We start from the raw sequence: 17221 nt of genomic DNA, 5'->3' as shown, positions 1-17221 counted from the left end.
TGTGAAAGGTTGTTCAGCGGAAGACTTCGGGGTTGACCACGTTGGCGGGGCGTTCGCCGCGCAGCAGGGCCAGCAACGTGGCGATCGCGCCCTCGCTCATGGCCCGCATGCTCGTGTCGGTGATGCCGGCCACGTGCGGCGTCAGCAGCAGCCTGGGCGCAGAGAACACCGGCTCCTCGCCGGTGAGCGGCTGCTTGTCGTGCACGTCGAGCGCCGCGCCGCCCAGCCGGTCTTCACGCAGCGCGGCCAGCAGGGCCGGCGTGTCGACGACGGGACCGCGCGACACGTTGACGAGGATCGCGTCGCGTTTCATGGTGGCCAGCGTCGCTGCATCCACCAGGCCGCGCGTCTGCTCGTTCAGCGGGCAGCACAGGACCACGACATCCGCTTGCGCGAACAGCGTCGCCTTGTCCGCGGCGTTCACGCCCGCGGGCAGGCTGTCCGGGCGGCGGGTGAGGCCCAGCACGCGCATGCCCATCGCGTTGCCCAGGCTGGCAAGTCGGCTGCCGATGGCACCGACACCGACGATGCCCAGCGTGCTGCCGCCGAGCTCGGTGCCGCGGTCCGCGAGCGGACGCGCTGCGGCCCAGCCATCGCTGCGCAGGCGCGCATCGAGGGTGGCGAGGCCGCGGCGCAGGTGCAGCATCGCGGCCAGGCAGTACTCGACGACCGCCTGCGTGTTGGAGCCCGGCAAGTTGGCCACGGGAATGCCTTTGGCGGTGGCAGCCTCCACCGGGATCATGTCGAGGCCGACCCCATGCCGCACGACCGCGCGCAGTTTCGGCGCGTGATCGAAGATCGTGGGCGGCAACTGCGCGCGCACGACGAGGCCTTCGACGTCCGCGACCAGGCGTTCCAGCGTCTCCGGTTTCGTGCCGGGCGCGAGCACCACCTCGCAATGCTGCTCCAGGACAGGCAGCAGCTGCGGGTGGATCGGGTTCGTCAGCAGGACGCGCGGCTTAGTTTTCAAGGAAAGGCTCCCCTCTTTGCACCGGGTTGGACAGGCGGCCGAAGCCCTCGACTTCCACCGTGACGGTCTGTCCCGGAGCAAGCCATGCCGCAGGCGTGTGCATCGCCGCGACGCCGGCAGGCGTGCCCGTTGCGATCACGTCGCCGGGCTCCAGCGGCATGCGATGCGAGACGTATGAAATCAGTTCGGCGATGCGGAACAGCATCGTCGCGGTGGACCCATCTTGCAGCGGCCGCCCATCGATGTCGAGGCGGATGCGCACGGCGTACGGGTCCGGCACTTCGTCCGGCGTCGCGATCCACGGGCCGAGCGGCGACGATGCCGGCAGGTTCTTGCCGCGCACGAAGTTGCCGCCGTCGCCCTTGACCAGGTCGCTGCCGCTCACGTCGTTGTGCGCGGTGTAGCCGGCCACGCAGCGCATCGCCTGCTCGGGGCTCACGCGCAGCGCGCGCTTGCCGATCACCACCGCGAGCTCCGCTTCGTAGCCCACGTTGCCGACGTCGGGCGGAATCAGAATCGGCTCGCCGGGCCCCACCACCGTGCAGCCGGAGCGCACGAAAGTGACCGGCTCGGCCGGCTCCTTCATGTTGCGCTCGGCCAGCGCGTCGGTGAAGTTGAAGGCGGCCCCGACGATCTTGCCGGGGCGCAGCGGCGCAAGCAGCTTCACCTGCGCGAGCGGCCGCAGCGCCTGCGCAGGAACCGCGGCACTCGAGAGCCGGTCGGCCCAGCGCGCGAGGCCCTGCTCCACCATCTGCAGCAGCGTGGGGGCCGTGCCGCCCACGATCGCGGCACAGGCCGGGTGCGAGAGGTCCAGCACCTGCTCGCCGTGCACGACGCCGGTGGTGGGTGTGCCGGACGCGCCGGTGAAGGTGACGAACCTCATCGCTTCAGCCGACGCGGTACTTGTCGAGGACCTTGCGGTCGATCTCGATGCCCAGGCCCGCGCCCGTGGGGATCTGCACTTTGCCGCGCTGCTGCACGATCGGCTCGCGCGACAGGTGGTCGCGGAAGGGGTTCTCGCATTGCTCGAACTCCAGCATCGGCGGCATCGGGCGATAGGACGGCGGCTGGTCCGGCAGCGCGGCCAGGAAGTGCAGCGTGGCGGCCACGCCGATGGCGGAGCCCCAGGCATGCGGCACGCATTCCACGCCGTGCGTCATCGCCAGCGCGGCGATCTTGCGGCACTCGCTGATGCCGCCGGCGGCGCACACGTCCGGCTGCACGATATCCATCGCCTTGCGCACGACCAGGTCGCGGAAGCCCCAGCGGGTGAAGGCGTTCTCGCCACCCGCCACGGCCATGTCCAGCGCGCGCGTCACTTCGATGTAGCCGTCGACGTCCTCGGGGGAGATCGGCTCCTCGAACCACTCGATGTCCAGCTTCTCCAGCTCGCGGCCGATGCGGATGGCCTGCGGCACGGTGAAGCAGTGGTTGGCGTCGACCATCAGGCGCACCTTGTCGCCGATCGCCTCGCGCACCGCGGCCACGCGGCGGATGTCCAGCTTGGGGTCGCCCAGGCCGATCTTCATCTTGATGGCCTGGAAGCCCTGCTCGGCGAACTCGCACCCCTCTTCCACCGCTTCCTCGATGAGGCGGTCCATGTCGATGAAGTAGAGGCCCGTGGCGTAGCAGGTGACCTCGCTGCGGTAGGCGCCGCCGATCAGCTTGTGGATCGGCTTGTTGGTGGACTTGCCGATGATGTCCCACAGCGCGATGTCGATGCCCGAGAGCGCCGAGATCGCCATGCCGGTGGTGCCGTAGTCCTTGATGCGGTTGTACAGGTCTTCCCAGATCACCTCCACGTCGAAGGCGTCGCGGCCGATGATGCGCGGGCCGAACTGCGTGTCGATGAAGGCCTTGGCCACGGCCGAGGGGCCGTAGCACTCGCCCCAGCCGACGATGCCGTCGCTGGTCTCGATCTCCACGATGCACGAACCGCGGGTCTTGTACAGCCAGCCGCGCGACGAGGTGAAGGGGCGCTCCACGGGCGCGGAGACCACGTGGCAGGTGACTTTCTTGATGGTGGACGTGGTCATGGCGTTACTGCTTCTTCTCGGCCACGAAGACCTTCTTGCCCACTTCGTTGAGCGACTTCTGGACGTTGTTGATCTCGCGCTCGAGTGCGGCACCGGTGACGTCGTCTACGACGGCGCCGGCGGCTTCCGTCGGCTGGCGGAACTTCGGGCTCTGGATGGCCTTGTGGAAGATCTGCGTGAGCTTCTCGCGCACGGGTGCCGGCGTGCCGGCCGGCGCGACGAGGTAGGCCATCTGCACCAGCGGGCCGTACGGGAACACGTCGTAGCCCTTTTCCTTGAAGGTCGGCACGTCCTTCAGGTTCTTCAGGCGCTCGTTGGCGAACACCGCGATGGGCTTGACCAGCCCGGCGTCGATCTGGCCCTTGCTCTCGGAGGGCTTGAGCACGGCGGCCTGGATCTGCTTGCCGGCCAGGTCGGTGATCACCTTGGCGCCGCCGGTGTACGGCACGGCGATGATCTCGGTGCCGGCGGCGCGGCCCGTCATCACGGCGAAGATGTGGTTGAGGTTGTTGTTGCCGGGCGTGCCGATCGACACCTTGCCGGGGTTCTTCTTCACGTAGTCGAGGAAGGTGGGCAGGTCCTTGGCGTACGGGGCGCCCGTCGGCACCAGCAGCACCAGCGGGTCGAGCGTGACGCGCGCGATCGGCGCGAACTGCTCGTTCTTCAGCGGCGTCAGGCCCTGCGCGATCAGCGCGAGCGTGGAGCTGGTGCCCATGCCGATGGTGTAGCCGTCCGGCTCGGCGTTGGCGACCTTGGTCATGCCGATGGAGCCGGTGGCGCCCGGCACGTTCTCGACGATCAGGCGGATGCCGTCTTCGGCCAGGATGCTCGACAGCTGGCGCGCGGCGATGTCGTTCGAGCCGCCGGCGTTCCACGGCACGACGAGCTTGATCTCCTTGTTGGGGAACGGGTCGGCGGCGCTTGCGGCAAGGCAGGCGGCAGTCAGGGCGGCCGCCGCGAGGCGGGCAATGAATTTGCGCATGGGGGTGTCTCCTGGTGAGGTCTGGGCTGGACTCAGGCGCAATGTTATAACAAACAACAAAGCCGAGCTTGGATGTCCCGCCGCAGCGCCGGGGCATGCCGCCTCAGCCGTGGGCGCGCCGTTCCTGCTGCTGCACGAGCAGGGCCGTGATGTCCTCGCGCGCGCTCTCGATGTCGGAGCGGATGGCCGCCGCCGCCGACGCGCCGTCGCCGCGGGCGAGCGCGGCGAGCGTGGCAACGTGGCACTCGTAGCGCTTCAGGCCCGGGATGTATTCGGGCAAGGCCAGGCGCAGCGTGGGCGCGCAGCGCAGCCAGGCGTTCTCGATGATCTCTTCCACGATGGGCATGTGGCACATCTCGTAGATGCGGAAGTGGAACTGGTAGTGCGCCTGCAGGTACTGCTCGGTGCGGTTCTCCTGCACCGAGCGCTTCATCTCCACGAGCAGGCGCTCGACGGCGTGCAAGCCCTCGGCGGTGGTGTGCGCCGCCGCCGCCTGGGCAGCCATGGGTTCGAGGCTGCTGCGGATGGTCATGAGCTGGCTGAACTGGTCCGCATCCAGCAGCGGCACGATCGCCGCACCGCCGGGGCCGAGGCCGCCGCGATCGAGCACCTTCTCGGCGATGAGGTGGTTCACGGCATCGCGCACCGGCGTGAGGCTGATGCCCAGGTCGTCGGCCACCTGGCGCAGCACCACGCGGCTGCCCGGCGCGAACTTGCCCGCCAGGATCGCGTCCTTCAGGGCGACATAGGCACGGTCCCAGAGCGTGCTGCGCTCGATCGTGTTGAGGCGGGGCGAAGTCATAGGCGCAATTGTGAACCTGCGCGACGCGGTCGCCGTGCACTGGAATAATGGGCAGGCTCATGAACCGAGACCAGCTTTACAACCTCGCCCCCACCGACCGCGCCTTCCGGGAGATGAACAGGGACCAGAAGGTCCAGGTCGTCGCCGCATTCGCGCTGGCGGTCCTCAAGGAAATCCGTGTCGCCGACGGCCGGGAGCCCGACGCCTGGGAATCCGTGCACCTGATGCACGCACTCGGCGCCTTGCACGGGGAGCGCCTGACTTATGCATTGACGCTGATCGAACTCGCCATCGAGGACCCCGCGGACCGTGCGCCCGAGGCCGTGGCGCGGATCCAGAAAGAGCTCGCCAGCGCCCAGACGCTGGAGCGGGCGTTCCAGGACGCACAAGCCAGGCTGGTTGCGGGGACCTGAAGCCCTCAAGCGGCCGTTCCCGATCACGAGCTCGCGGGCTCGCGGGCGCGGTGGCGGCCTTGCACGAAGACGCTACGGCTTGATCCCAAGCTTCCCGATCAGCGTCTTGAACGTCGCATGGTCGCGTGCCATCAGCTGCCGGAACGCATCGCCTTCGGCATACGCATAGCCCATGTTCTGCTTGTCGAGCGCGTCGAGCAGGGACTGCTCGCGCGCCGTCTTCGCGGTGGCCGCGCGCAAGGCATCCACGACGTCCTGCGGCGTGCCCTTGGGAACCGCGAGGCCGCGGAACGTGCCCATCACCACGTCGACACCGCGCTCCTTCAGCGTGGGCACCTTCTCGAAACCCTTGATGCGCTGGTCGCCCATGACCGCGAGCACCTTCAGCTTGCCGCCCGCTACGTGCGTCGACACTTCGGCGGCGCTCACGGTCACCGCGTCGAGGTGGCCACCGAGCAGCGACAGGATCGCCGGCGCCGCACCGCCAAACGGCACGTGCGTGAACTTCAGGCCGGTCTTCTCCTCGATAGACGCCGCCGCGAGGTGCCAAGTGGAGCCGTTGCCGCCGTTGCCGACGGCCAGCGTCTTCTGGCGCGCGGCAGCGACGAAGTCCTCGAACGTGTGGGAACCCGCATGGCGCACTGCTCAGCCTGTCCACACCGACATGAGGTCAGTCGTTATTCCCACTGCGAAGCGGGTGTCCGCGACCGATGCTGGGACCAAGGAGCAATGCGATGTCCAGGATCCTCTTCTCTCTCATCGTCGTGGCCGGTCTCGCCGCGTGCAGCACGGCACCGCCGCAACGCGCAGCCGTCGTCACTTCACCGATGCCGACCGTCGTGGTGATGGGCGCACCAATGGCGCCCGCCACCGTCTGGTGCTACGACCCGTGGCTGGGGTCGTGCGGGCGCTGATCCCTGTCACTCGAGCGTAAAGCCGACCTTGAGCGTGACCTGCCAGTGGGCGACCTTGCCGCCCTGGATGTGGCCGCGCGTTTCGACGACCTGGAACCACTGCAGGTTGCGAACGGTTTCGCTGGCCTTGGCGAGCGCGGTGTTCACCGCATCCTCGATGCCGGTGGGCGACGAACCCGTGAGTTCGAGGATCTTGTAGACGTGGCTGGACATGGTGGGCTCCTTGGGGGCTGGGTGGAGTATGTGCGCTTTCGGCGTTATCCTGAGCCTCGCTCGTCATGTCCACCCTCCCCCACAGCGCGCCCGCCGACCGCAACAAGGAGCCCATCCTTGCGCAGCTCAGGGCCCTCCTGGGTGAGCGCGGCACCGCGCTGGAGATCGCTTCGGGGACGGGGCAGCACACGGTGTGGTTCGCCGCCGGCCTGCCCGGGTGGACGTGGCAGCCGACGGACTTCGATGCGGACATGGTGCCCGTCATCGCCGAGAGGGCTGCGCAGTCCGGGTTGGGCAATGTGCTGCCTCCCCTGTGGCTCGACGTGATGCAGCCGCAGTGGCCGGTGACGGGCAAGTTCGACGCGATCTTCTGCGCGAACATGATCCACATCGCGCCTTGGGAGGCGTGCGTCGGGCTCATGGCCGGAGCCGCACGGCACCTCGCGGCTGGCGGCGTGCTGGTGACGTATGGGCCCTACTTCGAGAAGAACGTCACGACGGCCCCGAGCAACCTTGAGTTCGACGAGAGCTTGCGGGCGCGGGATCCGTCGTGGGGGATTCGGCAGCTGGATGATGTTGCTGCTCAGGCCGCGCGCAATGGCCTCGCCTTGACGCGGCGGCAACCGATGCCTGCGAACAACCTGTTGCTCGTGTTCGAGCGGGGGTGATACGGATGAAAACATTGTTCGTCCTGGCGGCTGCCACCTTTGTTGCTGCGTGCAGCACGACGCCGGAATCCAGCAGCTCCCTCGCACCTGGTGGCGCGCAGAAGCCGGTGACCGTGATCATCGTGCGCCACGCCGAGACAGACGCTTCACGGCCCGAGACGCTGCCGCTCAGCGCGCAGGGCCGCGCGCGGGCGCAACAACTCGCCGAAACAGTGAAGGGCGTGCGCTTCACGCATCTCTTCGCCACGCACAGGTGCGGGCCAGGCAGATGCTTGATGGCATCGCGCAAGTGCACGCGCTGGAGATCGTCCAGCTCCCGAAGCCCGGTTCCATGCTGGAAGGGCAGCCAGTGACCGACCAGACTTCGCGCCGTGCCCCGATCGAGCCGATTGCGCACGCGTTGCTGTCGCTTCCGCCCGGGAGTGTGGCCCTGGCGGCACTGAACAGCGAGAACATCTACGCGGTGCTGAACCGCCTCGGCATTCCCGTTCCGTGCACGGACAACAGCTGCTACCCACGCAACGAGTTCGATCACCTCTGGCACATCGTGCTGCCGGCGGGGCAGCCGCGCCCGCTTGCGTTCACCGAACTGCGGTATGGCAGCGGCTGGCAGTTCAGCGCGAGGTAACGGCGGCGTTGATCCGATACCGGCGCATGGGCCGGAGTGTAGGAGGCTCCCTGTGCGCATTGGGCTCGCGTGGACGCTACCTTGGCTGGGCCTCGAGGACTGGAGGCAGAATTGAGCAATGGAGGCTCCGAACCCCATCGCCAACGCAGATCCCGCCGAGTCACTTGCAACAACGTTGCTCGAACTGGCCTGCTGCCGAACCAGCGGCAAACTCGATCACCTACGATGTCCACGCTCGCCAGTTCCAAGCGCCTGACCGTTCCCCTCTCGGAGCGGGTGATATCGCCCGCCTACTCGGGCAAGGAGGACTTCGAGCAGCTGGTCCTCCTGGCGTCACGACTGTACAAAGAACGGCTCTCTTCCGTGCCCTTCTACAAGGACCGGATGCACGACGAGCACTTCTGGACGCGGTTCGTGGGCAGCAGGGTGAAGGAGGCGCAGGCCTTGGTGGCATCTTCTACTAAGGCGCGCGGCAAAAGGAGTCGTCCGTAGCCGGGCGATCACGGCTGCAACGCAAGCACGCGCGCCACGAACCCGCTCTTCGCGTCCGTATAGGCTTCCCGGTCACCCCGATGCGCGACGGCAAGGCGCGCCTTCCGCTCCGCATACGACTGCGCGAGCCCCGGCGATTGCCTCAACGCATCACGGAAGCGCAGCCGGTCTCGCCACTGCATGCCCCCGTACTCCACGATGTGGAGGTGGTGGGTGCGCCGCCCGTCCCTGGCGCGCATCAACCACTTGCGGTCATGCAGCATCGCGTTGAACTCGCGCGAGGTCGTGTAGCCGTTGGACAGCAGCGACTCCAGCAATGCGTCCGCACTGCTCATGGCAGCCACGCCCGCAAGCATGTCGATGATCGGTTTGGCCGGCATGCCCGGGACGGCGGTGCTGCCGAAGTGTTCGATCTGCACGAACTCACGAGGGTAGAGGCCGAGCAGGCGCTCCTTCTCGCGCTCGAACGCCATCGCCCACTCGGGGCGGTGGGGAACGAGCACGATGTCCTCGTGGATCGCCCGGTCGAGATCGTCACCCATGGTCACAGCATCGCAAGCGGCGTCGCACCCGCGGGCGGCGCAAACACCTTGTCCAGTTCGGCCAGCTCGTCGGCGGACAGCGGTCGCGCGGAAGCCGCAACGTTCTCTTCCAGCGCCTGCCGCCGCCCCGTCTTCGGGATCGCAATCACCCCGTCACGCGCAAGCAGCCACGCCAGCGCCACCTGCGCAGGCGTCATCCCGCACGCGCGGGCGAACCGCACGAGCTTCGCGTTGCGCAGCAGCCGCCCCTGGTCGAACGGCGAATACGCCATGACGGGCAGCCCGCGAGCGCGCATGGCGGGCAGCAGGTCCCACTCGATGCCGCGGCTGCCGAGGTTGTAGAGCACCTGGTTCGTCTGGCACGCATCGCCGCCGGGCGTGCGCCAGAGGCGCTCCATCGCATCCGTGTCGAAATTGCTGACGCCCCATTGCCGGATCTTCCCCGCCCGCTGCAACGCCTCGAAAGCCTCCACGGTTTCGCCGAGCGGAACGCTGCCCTCCCAGTGCAGCAGGTACAGGTCCAGCGTTTCCACGCGCAGCCGGCGCAGGCTCGCCTCGCACGAGCGGCGCATCGCGGCGCGCGAAGCGTTGTGCGGATAGACCTTGCTGACCAGGAACACGTCGTCGCGCCGCCTCGCGATGGCCTCGCCGACGAGCGACTCGCTGCGGCCGTCGCCGTACATCTCTGCCGTGTCCACCAGCGTGAGCCCCAGGTCGATACCAAGCTGGATGGTCGCTATCTCTTCCTGGCGGCGAGCCGGGTCGTCGCCGAGCATCCATGTGCCTTGGCCCAGCGCAGGCACTGTTTCACCGCTGGGCAGCGTGATGGTTTTCATGGGGCCAAGTATGAGCCTCCCGGGCCTACAGCCGCGCAGGACTCGCCGCACACCTGCGCGGCCGGTGCACTGCTGCCGCTGCTGCCGGCTCGCGGTTGCAATGGCTGAAAGCGGAATGATCCGCACAGGAGTAGCTCATGAAGAAGTTCATCTTGACCGCAGCCGCCGTGGCTGCATGCGCGTTCGGCGGTGTGGCGCAAGCCGACGTGATCGACAGCGTGGGGAACGCCATCTCCAGCATCTTCGGCATCCCGTACGACCCGCGCCCGGCCGGCACGATCGTGCAGGTGTACACCGACGCGTACGGCCGCCAGGTGCAGGTCGACAAGGACGGCCGGCAGACCATCGTGAGCCAGCCGACCTACGTCGACCAGTACGGCAACGTGATCTCCAGTGGCACGCCGTACGCGATGGCGCCGCAGTACGACAACGACGGCGACGGCGTGCCGAACGCGTACGACCGCTTCCCGAACGACCCGCGGTATCGCTGACGATCAAAGCAATCGGCGCCCAGCCACCCGCGAGCTCGGCCAGCAGCCGGTTACCGGTCACCCTGCCCGCGCCGAGCGAGCTCAGCTTGCGCCGCGCCCGCGAAGCGGTCAAACGCATCGCGAAGCTTCTGCGCCGCTTGCCCGAGCTCGTCGATCGCGGCTTCCGCGGCGAATGCCTCCAGCCATGTGGACAGCTTCCACACCCGGTCGGCAGCCACGGTACCGGCACTGCCGGCCAGCTTGTGCGAGATCCTGTGGATGGCTTGGCGGTCACCGCGCTGCGCTTCCTCGAGCAGCGCGCGAATGTCCGAAGCCCCGGTTTCCACGAAGATCACCAGCGCCATGCGGCCCAGGTCACGATCCGACGCGAAGCGGTCCTCGAAAGCGGCCCGGTTGAAGTCCAGCTCGGTACGCTGCGCATCCCGCACCAGCCATTGGTCGAGGACGGCACGCAGCGTCTGCACGTCCACGGGCTTGCCCAGCGTGGCGTCCATGCCCGCCGCCCTGCAACGCGCAAGCTCCGCCTCGCCTTGCCCCGCCGTGAATGCGACGATGCCGCCGTCATAGCCGGATTGCCGCAGGCGCGCTGCGGCTTCGTAGCCGTCCAACCCGGGCATCTGGCAATCCATCAGCACGAGGTCGGGCCGGCGCGCAAGTACAAGTTCCACTCCGGCGTGCCCGTCGGTCGCCGTGTCCACCTCTTTCACGCCGAGGCGCTTGAGCAGTTCGCAGGCGACGAGCCGGTTCAATTCGTTGTCGTCCACGACAACCACCCTGCCATCGCGCCTGTACATCGGCTGCGCCACCGGCGCCGCCGTCGGCGCGAAGCCGTGCCGGGGCGCATCGCACGGTTCGAAGGGAACCCGCAGCAGGAATCGGGTACCCACCGCCTCCTCGCTCGTCACCGTGATGTCGCCCCCCATCAGCTGGGCCAGCTCCTTCGAGATGGCCAGCCCCAGCCCCGTTCCGCCGAAGCGCGCTGCCGTCGCAGCGTCGGCCTGGTGGAACCGGTCGAACAAGCGCGCGAGTGCCCCCTCGCTCATGCCGATGCCGGTGTCCCGCACCTCATAGGCGAGCATGCCGTCCGCTTCGCACGAGACGGCCAGCGTGATCGACCCCGACCCGGTGAACTTGATCGCGTTGGCGAGCAGGTTCTGCAGGATCTGCCGCAGGCGAAAACCGTCCAGCCTGACGTACCCGGGCACGCCCGCGCCACGCTGGACGACGAACTCGAGGTCCTTCTCGCGTGCGCGCTCGCGAAAGACCGCGCCGAGCTCGTCGAGCATCGCCTCCTGGTCGAACTGCGCGGCAGCTATCTGGAGTTTGCCGGCCTCGAGCTTGCTGTCGTCGAGCAGCTCGTCGATCAATTTCAGCATGGCCTGCGCGCTGGACTCCGCGAGCCCCGCATACCTTGCCGCAACGGCGGGGTCGTGCTGCGCGGGGATCAGCCGCAGCAAGGTCAGCACGCCGTGCAGCGGCGTCCTCATCTCATGGCTGATCGTGGCAACGAAGTCGCTCTTTGCCCGATTGGACCGCTCTGCCGCGGCCTTGGCGGCCTCCAGCGCGCTCTCCATCGCCTTGCGGCGCGTGATGTCGGTATTCGTACCGGTCACTCGCAGTGCCCTGCCGCCCGTGTCCCTCTCGACCACCCTGCCCTGCACCATGAACCAGACCTCGTTGCCGGAGGCGGCGACCACCCGGTGTTCGCTCGTGAACTGGCCGGCCGTGCCTCTCAACGCGGCGAACCACGCTGCGCGCACGGCCTCGCGCTCTTCTTGCGGAATGCGTGCGACCAGGGCGGACATCGAGGTGACCGTCGGGGCACGGGGCTCCCCCATCAGCTCCGACCAGCGTTCGGAGAGGTAGAGCACGTCCGCTGCGGCGTCGTAGTCCCAGAGCACGACGCGGGACGCATCCAGGGCACGCGCCTGGCGCTCTTCGCTGCGGCGCAGGGCCTCCCGCATCCGGCTCTCCGCGGTGACGTCCATGTACGTGGTGACGAAGCCGCCGCGGGGCAGCGGCGCGCCGCGGATGTCGAGGACGGTGCCGTTTGGCCGCGTGCGGTGGAACGCGTGCGGAACGGGCGCCGCCGCGCGCGCCACGATCGACTCGAATGCCGCATCGGCGTCGGGCCCGTATTCGCCGCGGTCGGCATTGAAACGGATGATCCGCTGGAAGTCCACCGCGCCGTCCGCGAAGAGCGACGGGGGCAGGCCGAGCAGCCGCCTGAATTCCGCGTTGTCGACCAGCAGGCGCAGCGATTCGTCGAACACGCTCAGGCCGCAGGGCAGGTTGTCGACGACGGAGTGGAGCAGCTCGTTCGCGGCCGCCAGCTTCACCTCGCGCTCGTGCAGCTCCGTGATGTCCTGCAGGGTACCCACCAGCCTGCGGACACGCCCCTCTTGCCATTCCACGTGGCCCACCGAGCGCACCCAGACCTGCGAGCCGTCCGGGCGGCGCATCGGCAACTGCAGGTCCCAGCCCTTGCCCTCCTTGACCGCCGCATCGGCGGCGCGGTCGATCTGCGCGTTGGATGCGTCGTCGAAGAAGCGGCGGTGTTCGTTGAAGGACGGCTTGTAGTCCGCGGGCACGCCGTGGATCGCATGCATGCCGGGCGTCCAGGCCAAAGTGCGGTCGGCCAGATCGGTGACCCAGCCGCCTACCTTGGCCATTTCTTCGGCCCGCGTGAGCATGTCGCCGTTGCCGCCGGCAAGCGGACGCGGAGGCGGCGATTCGTTTTCCATGCGACAGTCTCCCGACGGGGTCGAGCTCATCCATTGATGAGGCTCAAACTGTAGCGCACCGGCGGCCGCCCGCCAGTTCCCTGCCCCTACACCCTCCTGAGTTCGCGCCCCGCCGGCCCCGCCTGCGCTTGCAGCGCCGGGCCCACGGCCGCCGAATAGTTGTTCTCCAGGACGGAAGTCACGAACACGAACTCGCCCGTGACCGACGTGGGCGTGAAATTCACCGCCACGTAGCCGCGCCGCGCGGTGTCCGCGTACTTCAGGTCCGGCACCATGCGCAGGAACGAATCGGCAAGGAAGCCGCGCGCGACCTTCGGGTGCGCGATCTCCAGGCCCGTCGACGTCACCGAGGGGGTTGCAAACTCCACACCGATGCGACGGCCGGCCGCGTCGCGCAGGTCGTGCGCCCACGCGTTGTGGCTGTCGCCCGAGAGCACCACCAGGTTCCTGTCGCCGGCGCGAGCCATCGCCATCACGCGCTCGCGCGCCGCGGGAAAGCTGTCCCAGTTGGTGAGCTCGTAGCCGATGCGCGGCTGTGCGAGGAGCGCGCGTTGCGCGTCGCTGCGCGAGGCCTCCGGCGTGTCCAGCGCGGCGAGGAAGGCGTTGATCGCGTCCTCGCTGAAGTTGTCGTAGACGGACAGCGGGATGCGCATGCCGCCGAACACCACCTGCTGCCCCAGCACCTGCCACGTGGCAGAGGATGCCTGCAGCCCCGCGGCCAGCCACGCCTCCTGTTCGGGGCCGAGCATCTGGCGGCCCGGCGCGTCCGCCGCACCTGCGAGGTAAGCGTCGCGGCCGATCGGCGCATCGCGGCCGATGAGGCGCGTGTCGAGCATGTGCAGCGACACCAGGTTGCCGAAGTCGAAGGAGCGGTAGATCCTGAGCGGGTCCGTGCCGGTGCGCGTGGGCATCCACTCGTGGTACGCCTGCACGGCCGCGGCCCTGCGCGCGGCAAAGCTGCCTTCGGTGGCCGGGTCGTGCCCGCCTGCGCCATCGCGCCACAGGTCGTTGACGATCTCGTGGTCGTCCCACACGCCGATCAGCGGCATGTTGCGGCGGATGCCGCGCAGGTCGGCGTCGGAGTGGTAGCGCTGGTAACGCAGGCGGTACTCGTTGAGCGTGTGCAGTTCGCCCTTCGGGTCGGCCTCGCGCCCGATGACGCGCGCGGCCAGCTGCTCGGTGTCGGTGAGGCCCGTCTCGTAGATGTAGTCGCCCAGCATGAGCGCTGCGTCGAGGTCACCGCGGGCGGCGGCGTGGTTGTAGACGTGGAACTGCCCGATCGAATAGGCGGCGCACGAGAAAACGCCGAGCTTGACCTGCTGCACGCCGCCGACCGGCAGCGTGCGCGTGCGGCCCGTTTCGGAAATGACCGAGCCGTTCTTGAACCGGTAGAAGTACGTGGTGGCGGGCTGCAGGCCGGTCACGTCCACCTTCACGGTGCTGTCGTGCGCGAGTTCGGCCAGCGCGGTGCCCGATTTCACGATGTTGGTGAAAGACGTGTCGAGCGCCATCTCCCACTGCAGCGTGACCGACTCCGAGAGCCGGTTCGCACGCGTCCAGATGATGACGCGGTCCGCCAGCGGGTCGCCACTCGCGACGCCGAAGCCGAAGGGCTCCTTCTCCGCGTCGCCGCCGCCGCCGCATGCGGCCAGGCCCAGTGTGCTGCCGAGCGCGATGGCGGAGCCCGCGCCGAGCATGAGGCGCCGGCGGGTGAAGTCGATGTCGGCGGGTTCGGGTGCGCCGGGCAAGTCTTGTTGCGGCATGGAGGTCTCCCCTGGAACGTAGCCGCTCAGCTTACCCCGGAGATGTGGATGAGCTGGGGTTGCGCGTTACTCGACAACTTCGGTGGCGCGCACCAGCAGCGACTGCGGCACCTTGATGCCGAGCGCGTTCGCCGTCTTGAGATTGACGACAAGGTCGAACAGCGTCGGCTGCTCGAAGGGCAGTTCGCCCGGCTTGGCGCCCCGCAGGATCTTGTCCACCGTGCCCGCGGCGCGGCGGAAGAGGTCCAGGCTGCTGGGCCCATAGCTCATCAGCCCGCCATTGAGCGCTTCCTGCCGGTATGCGAACACCGCAGGCAGCTTGTTGGCCAATGCAAGCTTCGCGATCAGCGCACTGTGGTTATAGAGAAATGCGTCGGTGGCAACGACCAGCCCGTCCGGCCGCGCATCGGCCATGAGGGTGAAGGCGCGCTCCAGCTCCTGCACCGAGCTTGCGTCGTAACGAGCAACCGCCACACCGAACTGGGTAGCCGCCGGCGGGAACGCGTTGGCGTAGACCAGGTGATTGGGATTGCCAGGGTTGACCAGGAGTGCCACGCGCGCAAGTGCCGGCTTGAGGCTCTTCAACAGCTCGAGCAGCTTCGGGGCGAGGTCCGTGGTCGTGTCCGACATGCCCGTGACGTTGCCGCCCGGCCGCCCCAGGCTCGATGCAAGGCCGGAGGCCACCGGGTCGCTCACGGAGATGGCAACCGTGGGGATCGTGCTGCTTGCCTTCTGCACCGCGAGCGCGGCGGGGGTCGTGACGGCGACGATCACGTCCATCTTCAGCTTCACGAGTTCGGCCGCAAGGCCGGGGAACAGCTCGTACTGGTTGCCGGTGAAACGTTTTTCGACGGCGAGATTGGCGCCTTCGACATAGCCCAGCGCGCGCATGCCCTGGAAGAAAGCGTTCTGGAGGGCGCTGCCGTTTGCACCCGGGGTGAGGTAACCGATACGATGGACCTTGGCCTGGGCACGCGCAAAGCGTGCCGCCAGGACGCCCGCACAGAATGCCACCACCGCGTGGCGGCGAGACGTTGCGCGAGCTGTGTCGGGCATGGCGCAGTTTATCGCGCTACCGTTGTGATCGTCACGGATGGAGGCTTTGAATGGCGAGCGCAAGCCCGCCCTCGGCCTGGCCGGCGGGATCGCGCTGCCGGAGCCGGCGTATCGCGCATTCGCGTCCAACATCACGCCGGACCCCGAGACGGGCATCGGCAAGTGGACCGATGCCGAACTGGCGCGCGCGATCCGCGAGGGCATCCGGCCGGACGGCAGCGTCATCGGGCCGCCCATGCCCTTCGAAAGCTACCGCGCCGCATGGGTTGCCATACGCCGCGAGACGACAGCGGCAAGCCGCTGAAGCAGTTCACGGGCGCCGGCGGCCAGCTGCTGAAGCGGCCGTACGGCGACAGCCTGAGCCGCAACCTCACGCCGCACGAGAGCGGGCTGCGCGACTGGAGCGAAGCGCAGTTCGCGGCGGCGCTGCGCGAGAACGTGAGCCCGCAGGGGATCAAGTACAAGCCCGTGATGCCGACGGCGGCGTACCGCCTGATGACCGATGCCGACATTGCGGCGATGATGGCTTACCTGCGCTCGCTGCCGCCGATGCCTCTTGGCGGGCGTTAGGGACGTCGGTTGCGCAAGGGATCGAGAAGGTGCTTGAGCCCGTTGTGGTCGATCTCGTGCATCAGGGCGAGCAGGCGGCCCAGCTGGCCCGGGGGGAAGCCTTCGCGGGCGAACCAGTTCAGGTAGTTGCCGGGGAGGTCCGCGATGAGCGTGCCATTGTGCTTGCCGTAGGGCATTTCGGTTTTGACGAGGAGGTCGAGCGGGTCCGACATGCTGGCATTGTCGCGCGCTGAAGCAAAGCGGGGTGAGCCTGGGCCCACCCCGCACCGTCAACCGCCCTGCGCTAGAAGAGCTTCAACAAGGCCCAGACCAGCAGCGAGAGCACGAGAGAGACCAGGATCGAACCGACCCAGCCGAGCTTGTTCGAGAAGAAGAAGAACATCAGCGCGCGGTGGAAGTGCGGTTGTAGTTTTCGTGGTGGTCGTGGCGCTTGCGGCGCAGGCCCAGCAGGCCGGCCAGGCCGAGCAGGCCGATCCAGCCCATGTCGCGATGGTCGTCACGCTGCGTCGTCGACGAAGAGCCCATGTCGGACGGGCCGGCGCCCATCGTCTGCGTGGACGTGCTCGCCGTGTCCGGAGCGGCGGCCGTGGATTGCGTATTGGCAGTGCTGCGGCCCGAGCCCATCGTCATCGTGTCTTGAGCCATCACGGGCATGGCACAGGCCGTGCCCAAGGCGACGACGGCGGCGATCAGGGAAAGTTTTTTCATGTGTACTGCTCCTTGGTTGGTGTGACTACATGGTTGCGCGCAGCCAATGGGGGGCTTCGTCGGGGGAGGACCGCGGGCGATGTAAACGGGGGCGGGCCAGCAATAGACGTGTCCTACACAAGCGGCGAACCCGCTGAGGGAGGTCGCGAAGGCCGGTGGCCGGGGCTCTTCTTCGGGGGCCGCTAGGAAGGGCGGCCGCGCAAAGGATCGAGCAGATGCTTGAGCCCGTTGTGGTCGATCTCGTGCATCAGCGCGAGCAGGCCAACTAGCTAGGGCTACGCTGATTTAGCGGCCGATTTTCGACGCACGCGTTTCGCGAGGCTGGATCTGAGGTTCGCGCGAGCGGGTTTCATCGGTTTTCCTGTCGATTTGAGGGGCCTCACGGCCCCTTTT

23 protein-coding genes are annotated in these 17221 nt (G+C 68.0%); 9 read left to right on the top strand and 14 right to left on the bottom strand.

The genetic code is table 11. From position 1 onward, the window contains the following. Positions 1–13: 13 nt before the first annotated feature. The 5 genes from H8R02_RS14175 to H8R02_RS14155 all read right to left on the bottom strand — a co-directional run bounded on the left by H8R02_RS14175 (position 14) and on the right by H8R02_RS14155 (position 4790). Positions 14–970 (bottom strand): NAD(P)-dependent oxidoreductase, encoded by a 957-nt coding sequence (locus H8R02_RS14175; RefSeq protein WP_187082094.1) that lies wholly within the window; start codon positions 968–970, stop codon positions 14–16. Next, positions 960–1853 (bottom strand): fumarylacetoacetate hydrolase family protein, encoded by an 894-nt coding sequence (locus H8R02_RS14170; RefSeq protein WP_187082093.1) that lies wholly within the window; start codon positions 1851–1853, stop codon positions 960–962. The genes H8R02_RS14175 and H8R02_RS14170 overlap by 11 nt, the downstream gene beginning before the upstream one ends. 4 nt (positions 1854–1857) lie before the next feature. Next, positions 1858–3006, bottom strand: a complete 1149-nt coding sequence (locus H8R02_RS14165) for a mandelate racemase/muconate lactonizing enzyme family protein (protein WP_187082092.1) — start codon at positions 3004–3006, stop codon at positions 1858–1860. A 4-nt stretch (positions 3007–3010) separates the two neighbouring features. Next, positions 3011–3988: a tripartite tricarboxylate transporter substrate binding protein gene (locus H8R02_RS14160; RefSeq protein ID WP_187082091.1), complete on the bottom strand. Its 978-nt coding sequence runs from the start codon at positions 3986–3988 to the stop codon at positions 3011–3013. Positions 3989–4091: 103 nt separating this feature from the next. Further along, the gene (locus tag H8R02_RS14155; RefSeq protein WP_187082090.1) at positions 4092–4790 is read right to left on the bottom strand and encodes a GntR family transcriptional regulator; all 699 of its coding nucleotides are present in this window, start codon (positions 4788–4790) and stop codon (positions 4092–4094) included. Positions 4791–4849: 59 nt separating this feature from the next. Between H8R02_RS14155 and H8R02_RS14150 the strand changes: the two genes are divergently transcribed. Then, the gene (locus H8R02_RS14150; protein ID WP_187082089.1) at positions 4850–5203 is read left to right on the top strand and encodes a hypothetical protein; all 354 of its coding nucleotides are present in this window, start codon (positions 4850–4852) and stop codon (positions 5201–5203) included. A gap of 72 nt (positions 5204–5275) precedes the next feature. On the opposite strand, the gene H8R02_RS14145 is transcribed toward H8R02_RS14150, so the two are convergent. Further along, on the bottom strand, positions 5276–5845 hold the full coding sequence (locus H8R02_RS14145; protein WP_187082088.1) for a tripartite tricarboxylate transporter substrate binding protein: 570 nt from the start codon (positions 5843–5845) through the stop codon (positions 5276–5278). Between the two features lie 92 nt (positions 5846–5937). Here H8R02_RS14145 and H8R02_RS14140 point away from each other — a divergent pair, with 92 nt between their 5' ends. Then, a complete protein-coding gene (locus H8R02_RS14140) occupies positions 5938–6117 on the top strand; it encodes a hypothetical protein (protein ID WP_187082087.1) in 180 nt (59 codons plus the stop codon). Positions 6118–6123: 6 nt separating this feature from the next. Here H8R02_RS14140 and H8R02_RS14135 read toward each other — a convergent pair whose 3' ends face one another. Then, positions 6124–6330, bottom strand: coding sequence for a dodecin (locus tag H8R02_RS14135; RefSeq protein WP_187082086.1), 207 nt, complete (start codon positions 6328–6330; stop codon positions 6124–6126). A gap of 65 nt (positions 6331–6395) precedes the next feature. Between H8R02_RS14135 and H8R02_RS14130 the strand changes: the two genes are divergently transcribed. The 4 genes from H8R02_RS14130 (at position 6396) to H8R02_RS14115 (ending at position 8118) form a co-directional block, all read left to right on the top strand. Beyond that, a complete protein-coding gene (locus H8R02_RS14130; RefSeq protein WP_187082085.1) occupies positions 6396–6998 on the top strand; it encodes a DUF938 domain-containing protein in 603 nt (200 codons plus the stop codon). Between the two features lie 5 nt (positions 6999–7003). After that, positions 7004–7351: a histidine phosphatase family protein gene (locus H8R02_RS30800; RefSeq protein ID WP_187082084.1), complete on the top strand. Its 348-nt coding sequence runs from the start codon at positions 7004–7006 to the stop codon at positions 7349–7351. Further along, complete coding sequence (locus H8R02_RS14120; protein WP_187082083.1) at positions 7267–7626, top strand: hypothetical protein; 360 nt, start codon at positions 7267–7269, stop codon at positions 7624–7626. The genes H8R02_RS30800 and H8R02_RS14120 overlap by 85 nt, the downstream gene beginning before the upstream one ends. Before the next feature lie 225 nt (positions 7627–7851). Beyond that, positions 7852–8118: a hypothetical protein gene (locus H8R02_RS14115; protein ID WP_187082082.1), complete on the top strand. Its 267-nt coding sequence runs from the start codon at positions 7852–7854 to the stop codon at positions 8116–8118. Positions 8119–8126: 8 nt separating this feature from the next. Here the strand turns inward: H8R02_RS14115 and H8R02_RS14110 are convergent, their stop codons facing one another. Continuing rightward, positions 8127–8660, bottom strand: a complete 534-nt coding sequence (locus H8R02_RS14110; protein WP_187082081.1) for a GrpB family protein — start codon at positions 8658–8660, stop codon at positions 8127–8129. Between the two features lie 2 nt (positions 8661–8662). Next, complete coding sequence (locus tag H8R02_RS14105; RefSeq protein ID WP_187082080.1) at positions 8663–9496, bottom strand: aldo/keto reductase; 834 nt, start codon at positions 9494–9496, stop codon at positions 8663–8665. Between the two features lie 137 nt (positions 9497–9633). On the opposite strand from H8R02_RS14105, the gene H8R02_RS14100 reads away from it, so the two are divergent. Beyond that, positions 9634–9987 (top strand): hypothetical protein, encoded by a 354-nt coding sequence (locus tag H8R02_RS14100; protein ID WP_187082079.1) that lies wholly within the window; start codon positions 9634–9636, stop codon positions 9985–9987. 50 nt (positions 9988–10037) lie between these two features. Here H8R02_RS14100 and H8R02_RS14095 read toward each other — a convergent pair whose 3' ends face one another. The 3 genes from H8R02_RS14095 to H8R02_RS14085 all read right to left on the bottom strand — a co-directional run bounded on the left by H8R02_RS14095 (position 10038) and on the right by H8R02_RS14085 (position 15550). Further along, a complete protein-coding gene (locus H8R02_RS14095; RefSeq protein ID WP_187082078.1) occupies positions 10038–12731 on the bottom strand; it encodes a PAS-domain containing protein in 2694 nt (897 codons plus the stop codon). Between the two features lie 86 nt (positions 12732–12817). Next, positions 12818–14494 (bottom strand): alkaline phosphatase D family protein, encoded by a 1677-nt coding sequence (locus H8R02_RS14090; RefSeq protein WP_187082077.1) that lies wholly within the window; start codon positions 14492–14494, stop codon positions 12818–12820. 66 nt (positions 14495–14560) lie between these two features. Continuing rightward, the gene (locus H8R02_RS14085) at positions 14561–15550 is read right to left on the bottom strand and encodes an ABC transporter substrate-binding protein (protein WP_187082076.1); all 990 of its coding nucleotides are present in this window, start codon (positions 15548–15550) and stop codon (positions 14561–14563) included. Between the two features lie 37 nt (positions 15551–15587). Here H8R02_RS14085 and H8R02_RS14080 point away from each other — a divergent pair, with 37 nt between their 5' ends. Both H8R02_RS14080 and H8R02_RS14075 read left to right on the top strand, forming a co-directional pair. Continuing rightward, positions 15588–15854, top strand: a complete 267-nt coding sequence (locus tag H8R02_RS14080; protein ID WP_187082075.1) for a hypothetical protein — start codon at positions 15588–15590, stop codon at positions 15852–15854. Continuing rightward, a complete protein-coding gene (locus H8R02_RS14075; RefSeq protein WP_187082074.1) occupies positions 15812–16120 on the top strand; it encodes a c-type cytochrome in 309 nt (102 codons plus the stop codon). The genes H8R02_RS14080 and H8R02_RS14075 overlap by 43 nt, the downstream gene beginning before the upstream one ends. On the opposite strand, the gene H8R02_RS14070 is transcribed toward H8R02_RS14075, so the two are convergent. Continuing rightward, positions 16117–16332 (bottom strand): DUF3820 family protein, encoded by a 216-nt coding sequence (locus H8R02_RS14070; protein ID WP_187082073.1) that lies wholly within the window; start codon positions 16330–16332, stop codon positions 16117–16119. The two genes, H8R02_RS14075 and H8R02_RS14070, sit on opposite strands and share 4 nt — an antisense overlap. A gap of 169 nt (positions 16333–16501) precedes the next feature. Next, on the bottom strand, positions 16502–16828 hold the full coding sequence (locus H8R02_RS14065; RefSeq protein WP_222622493.1) for a WGxxGxxG family protein: 327 nt from the start codon (positions 16826–16828) through the stop codon (positions 16502–16504). Positions 16829–17221 lie beyond the last annotated feature (393 nt).

The organism is Ramlibacter albus, assembly GCF_014297445.1.
Taxonomy (GTDB): domain Bacteria; phylum Pseudomonadota; class Gammaproteobacteria; order Burkholderiales; family Burkholderiaceae_C; genus Ramlibacter; species Ramlibacter albus.
The sequence above is the reverse complement of the archived record's forward strand: the minus strand, read 5'-3'. Positions and strand labels throughout refer to the sequence as shown.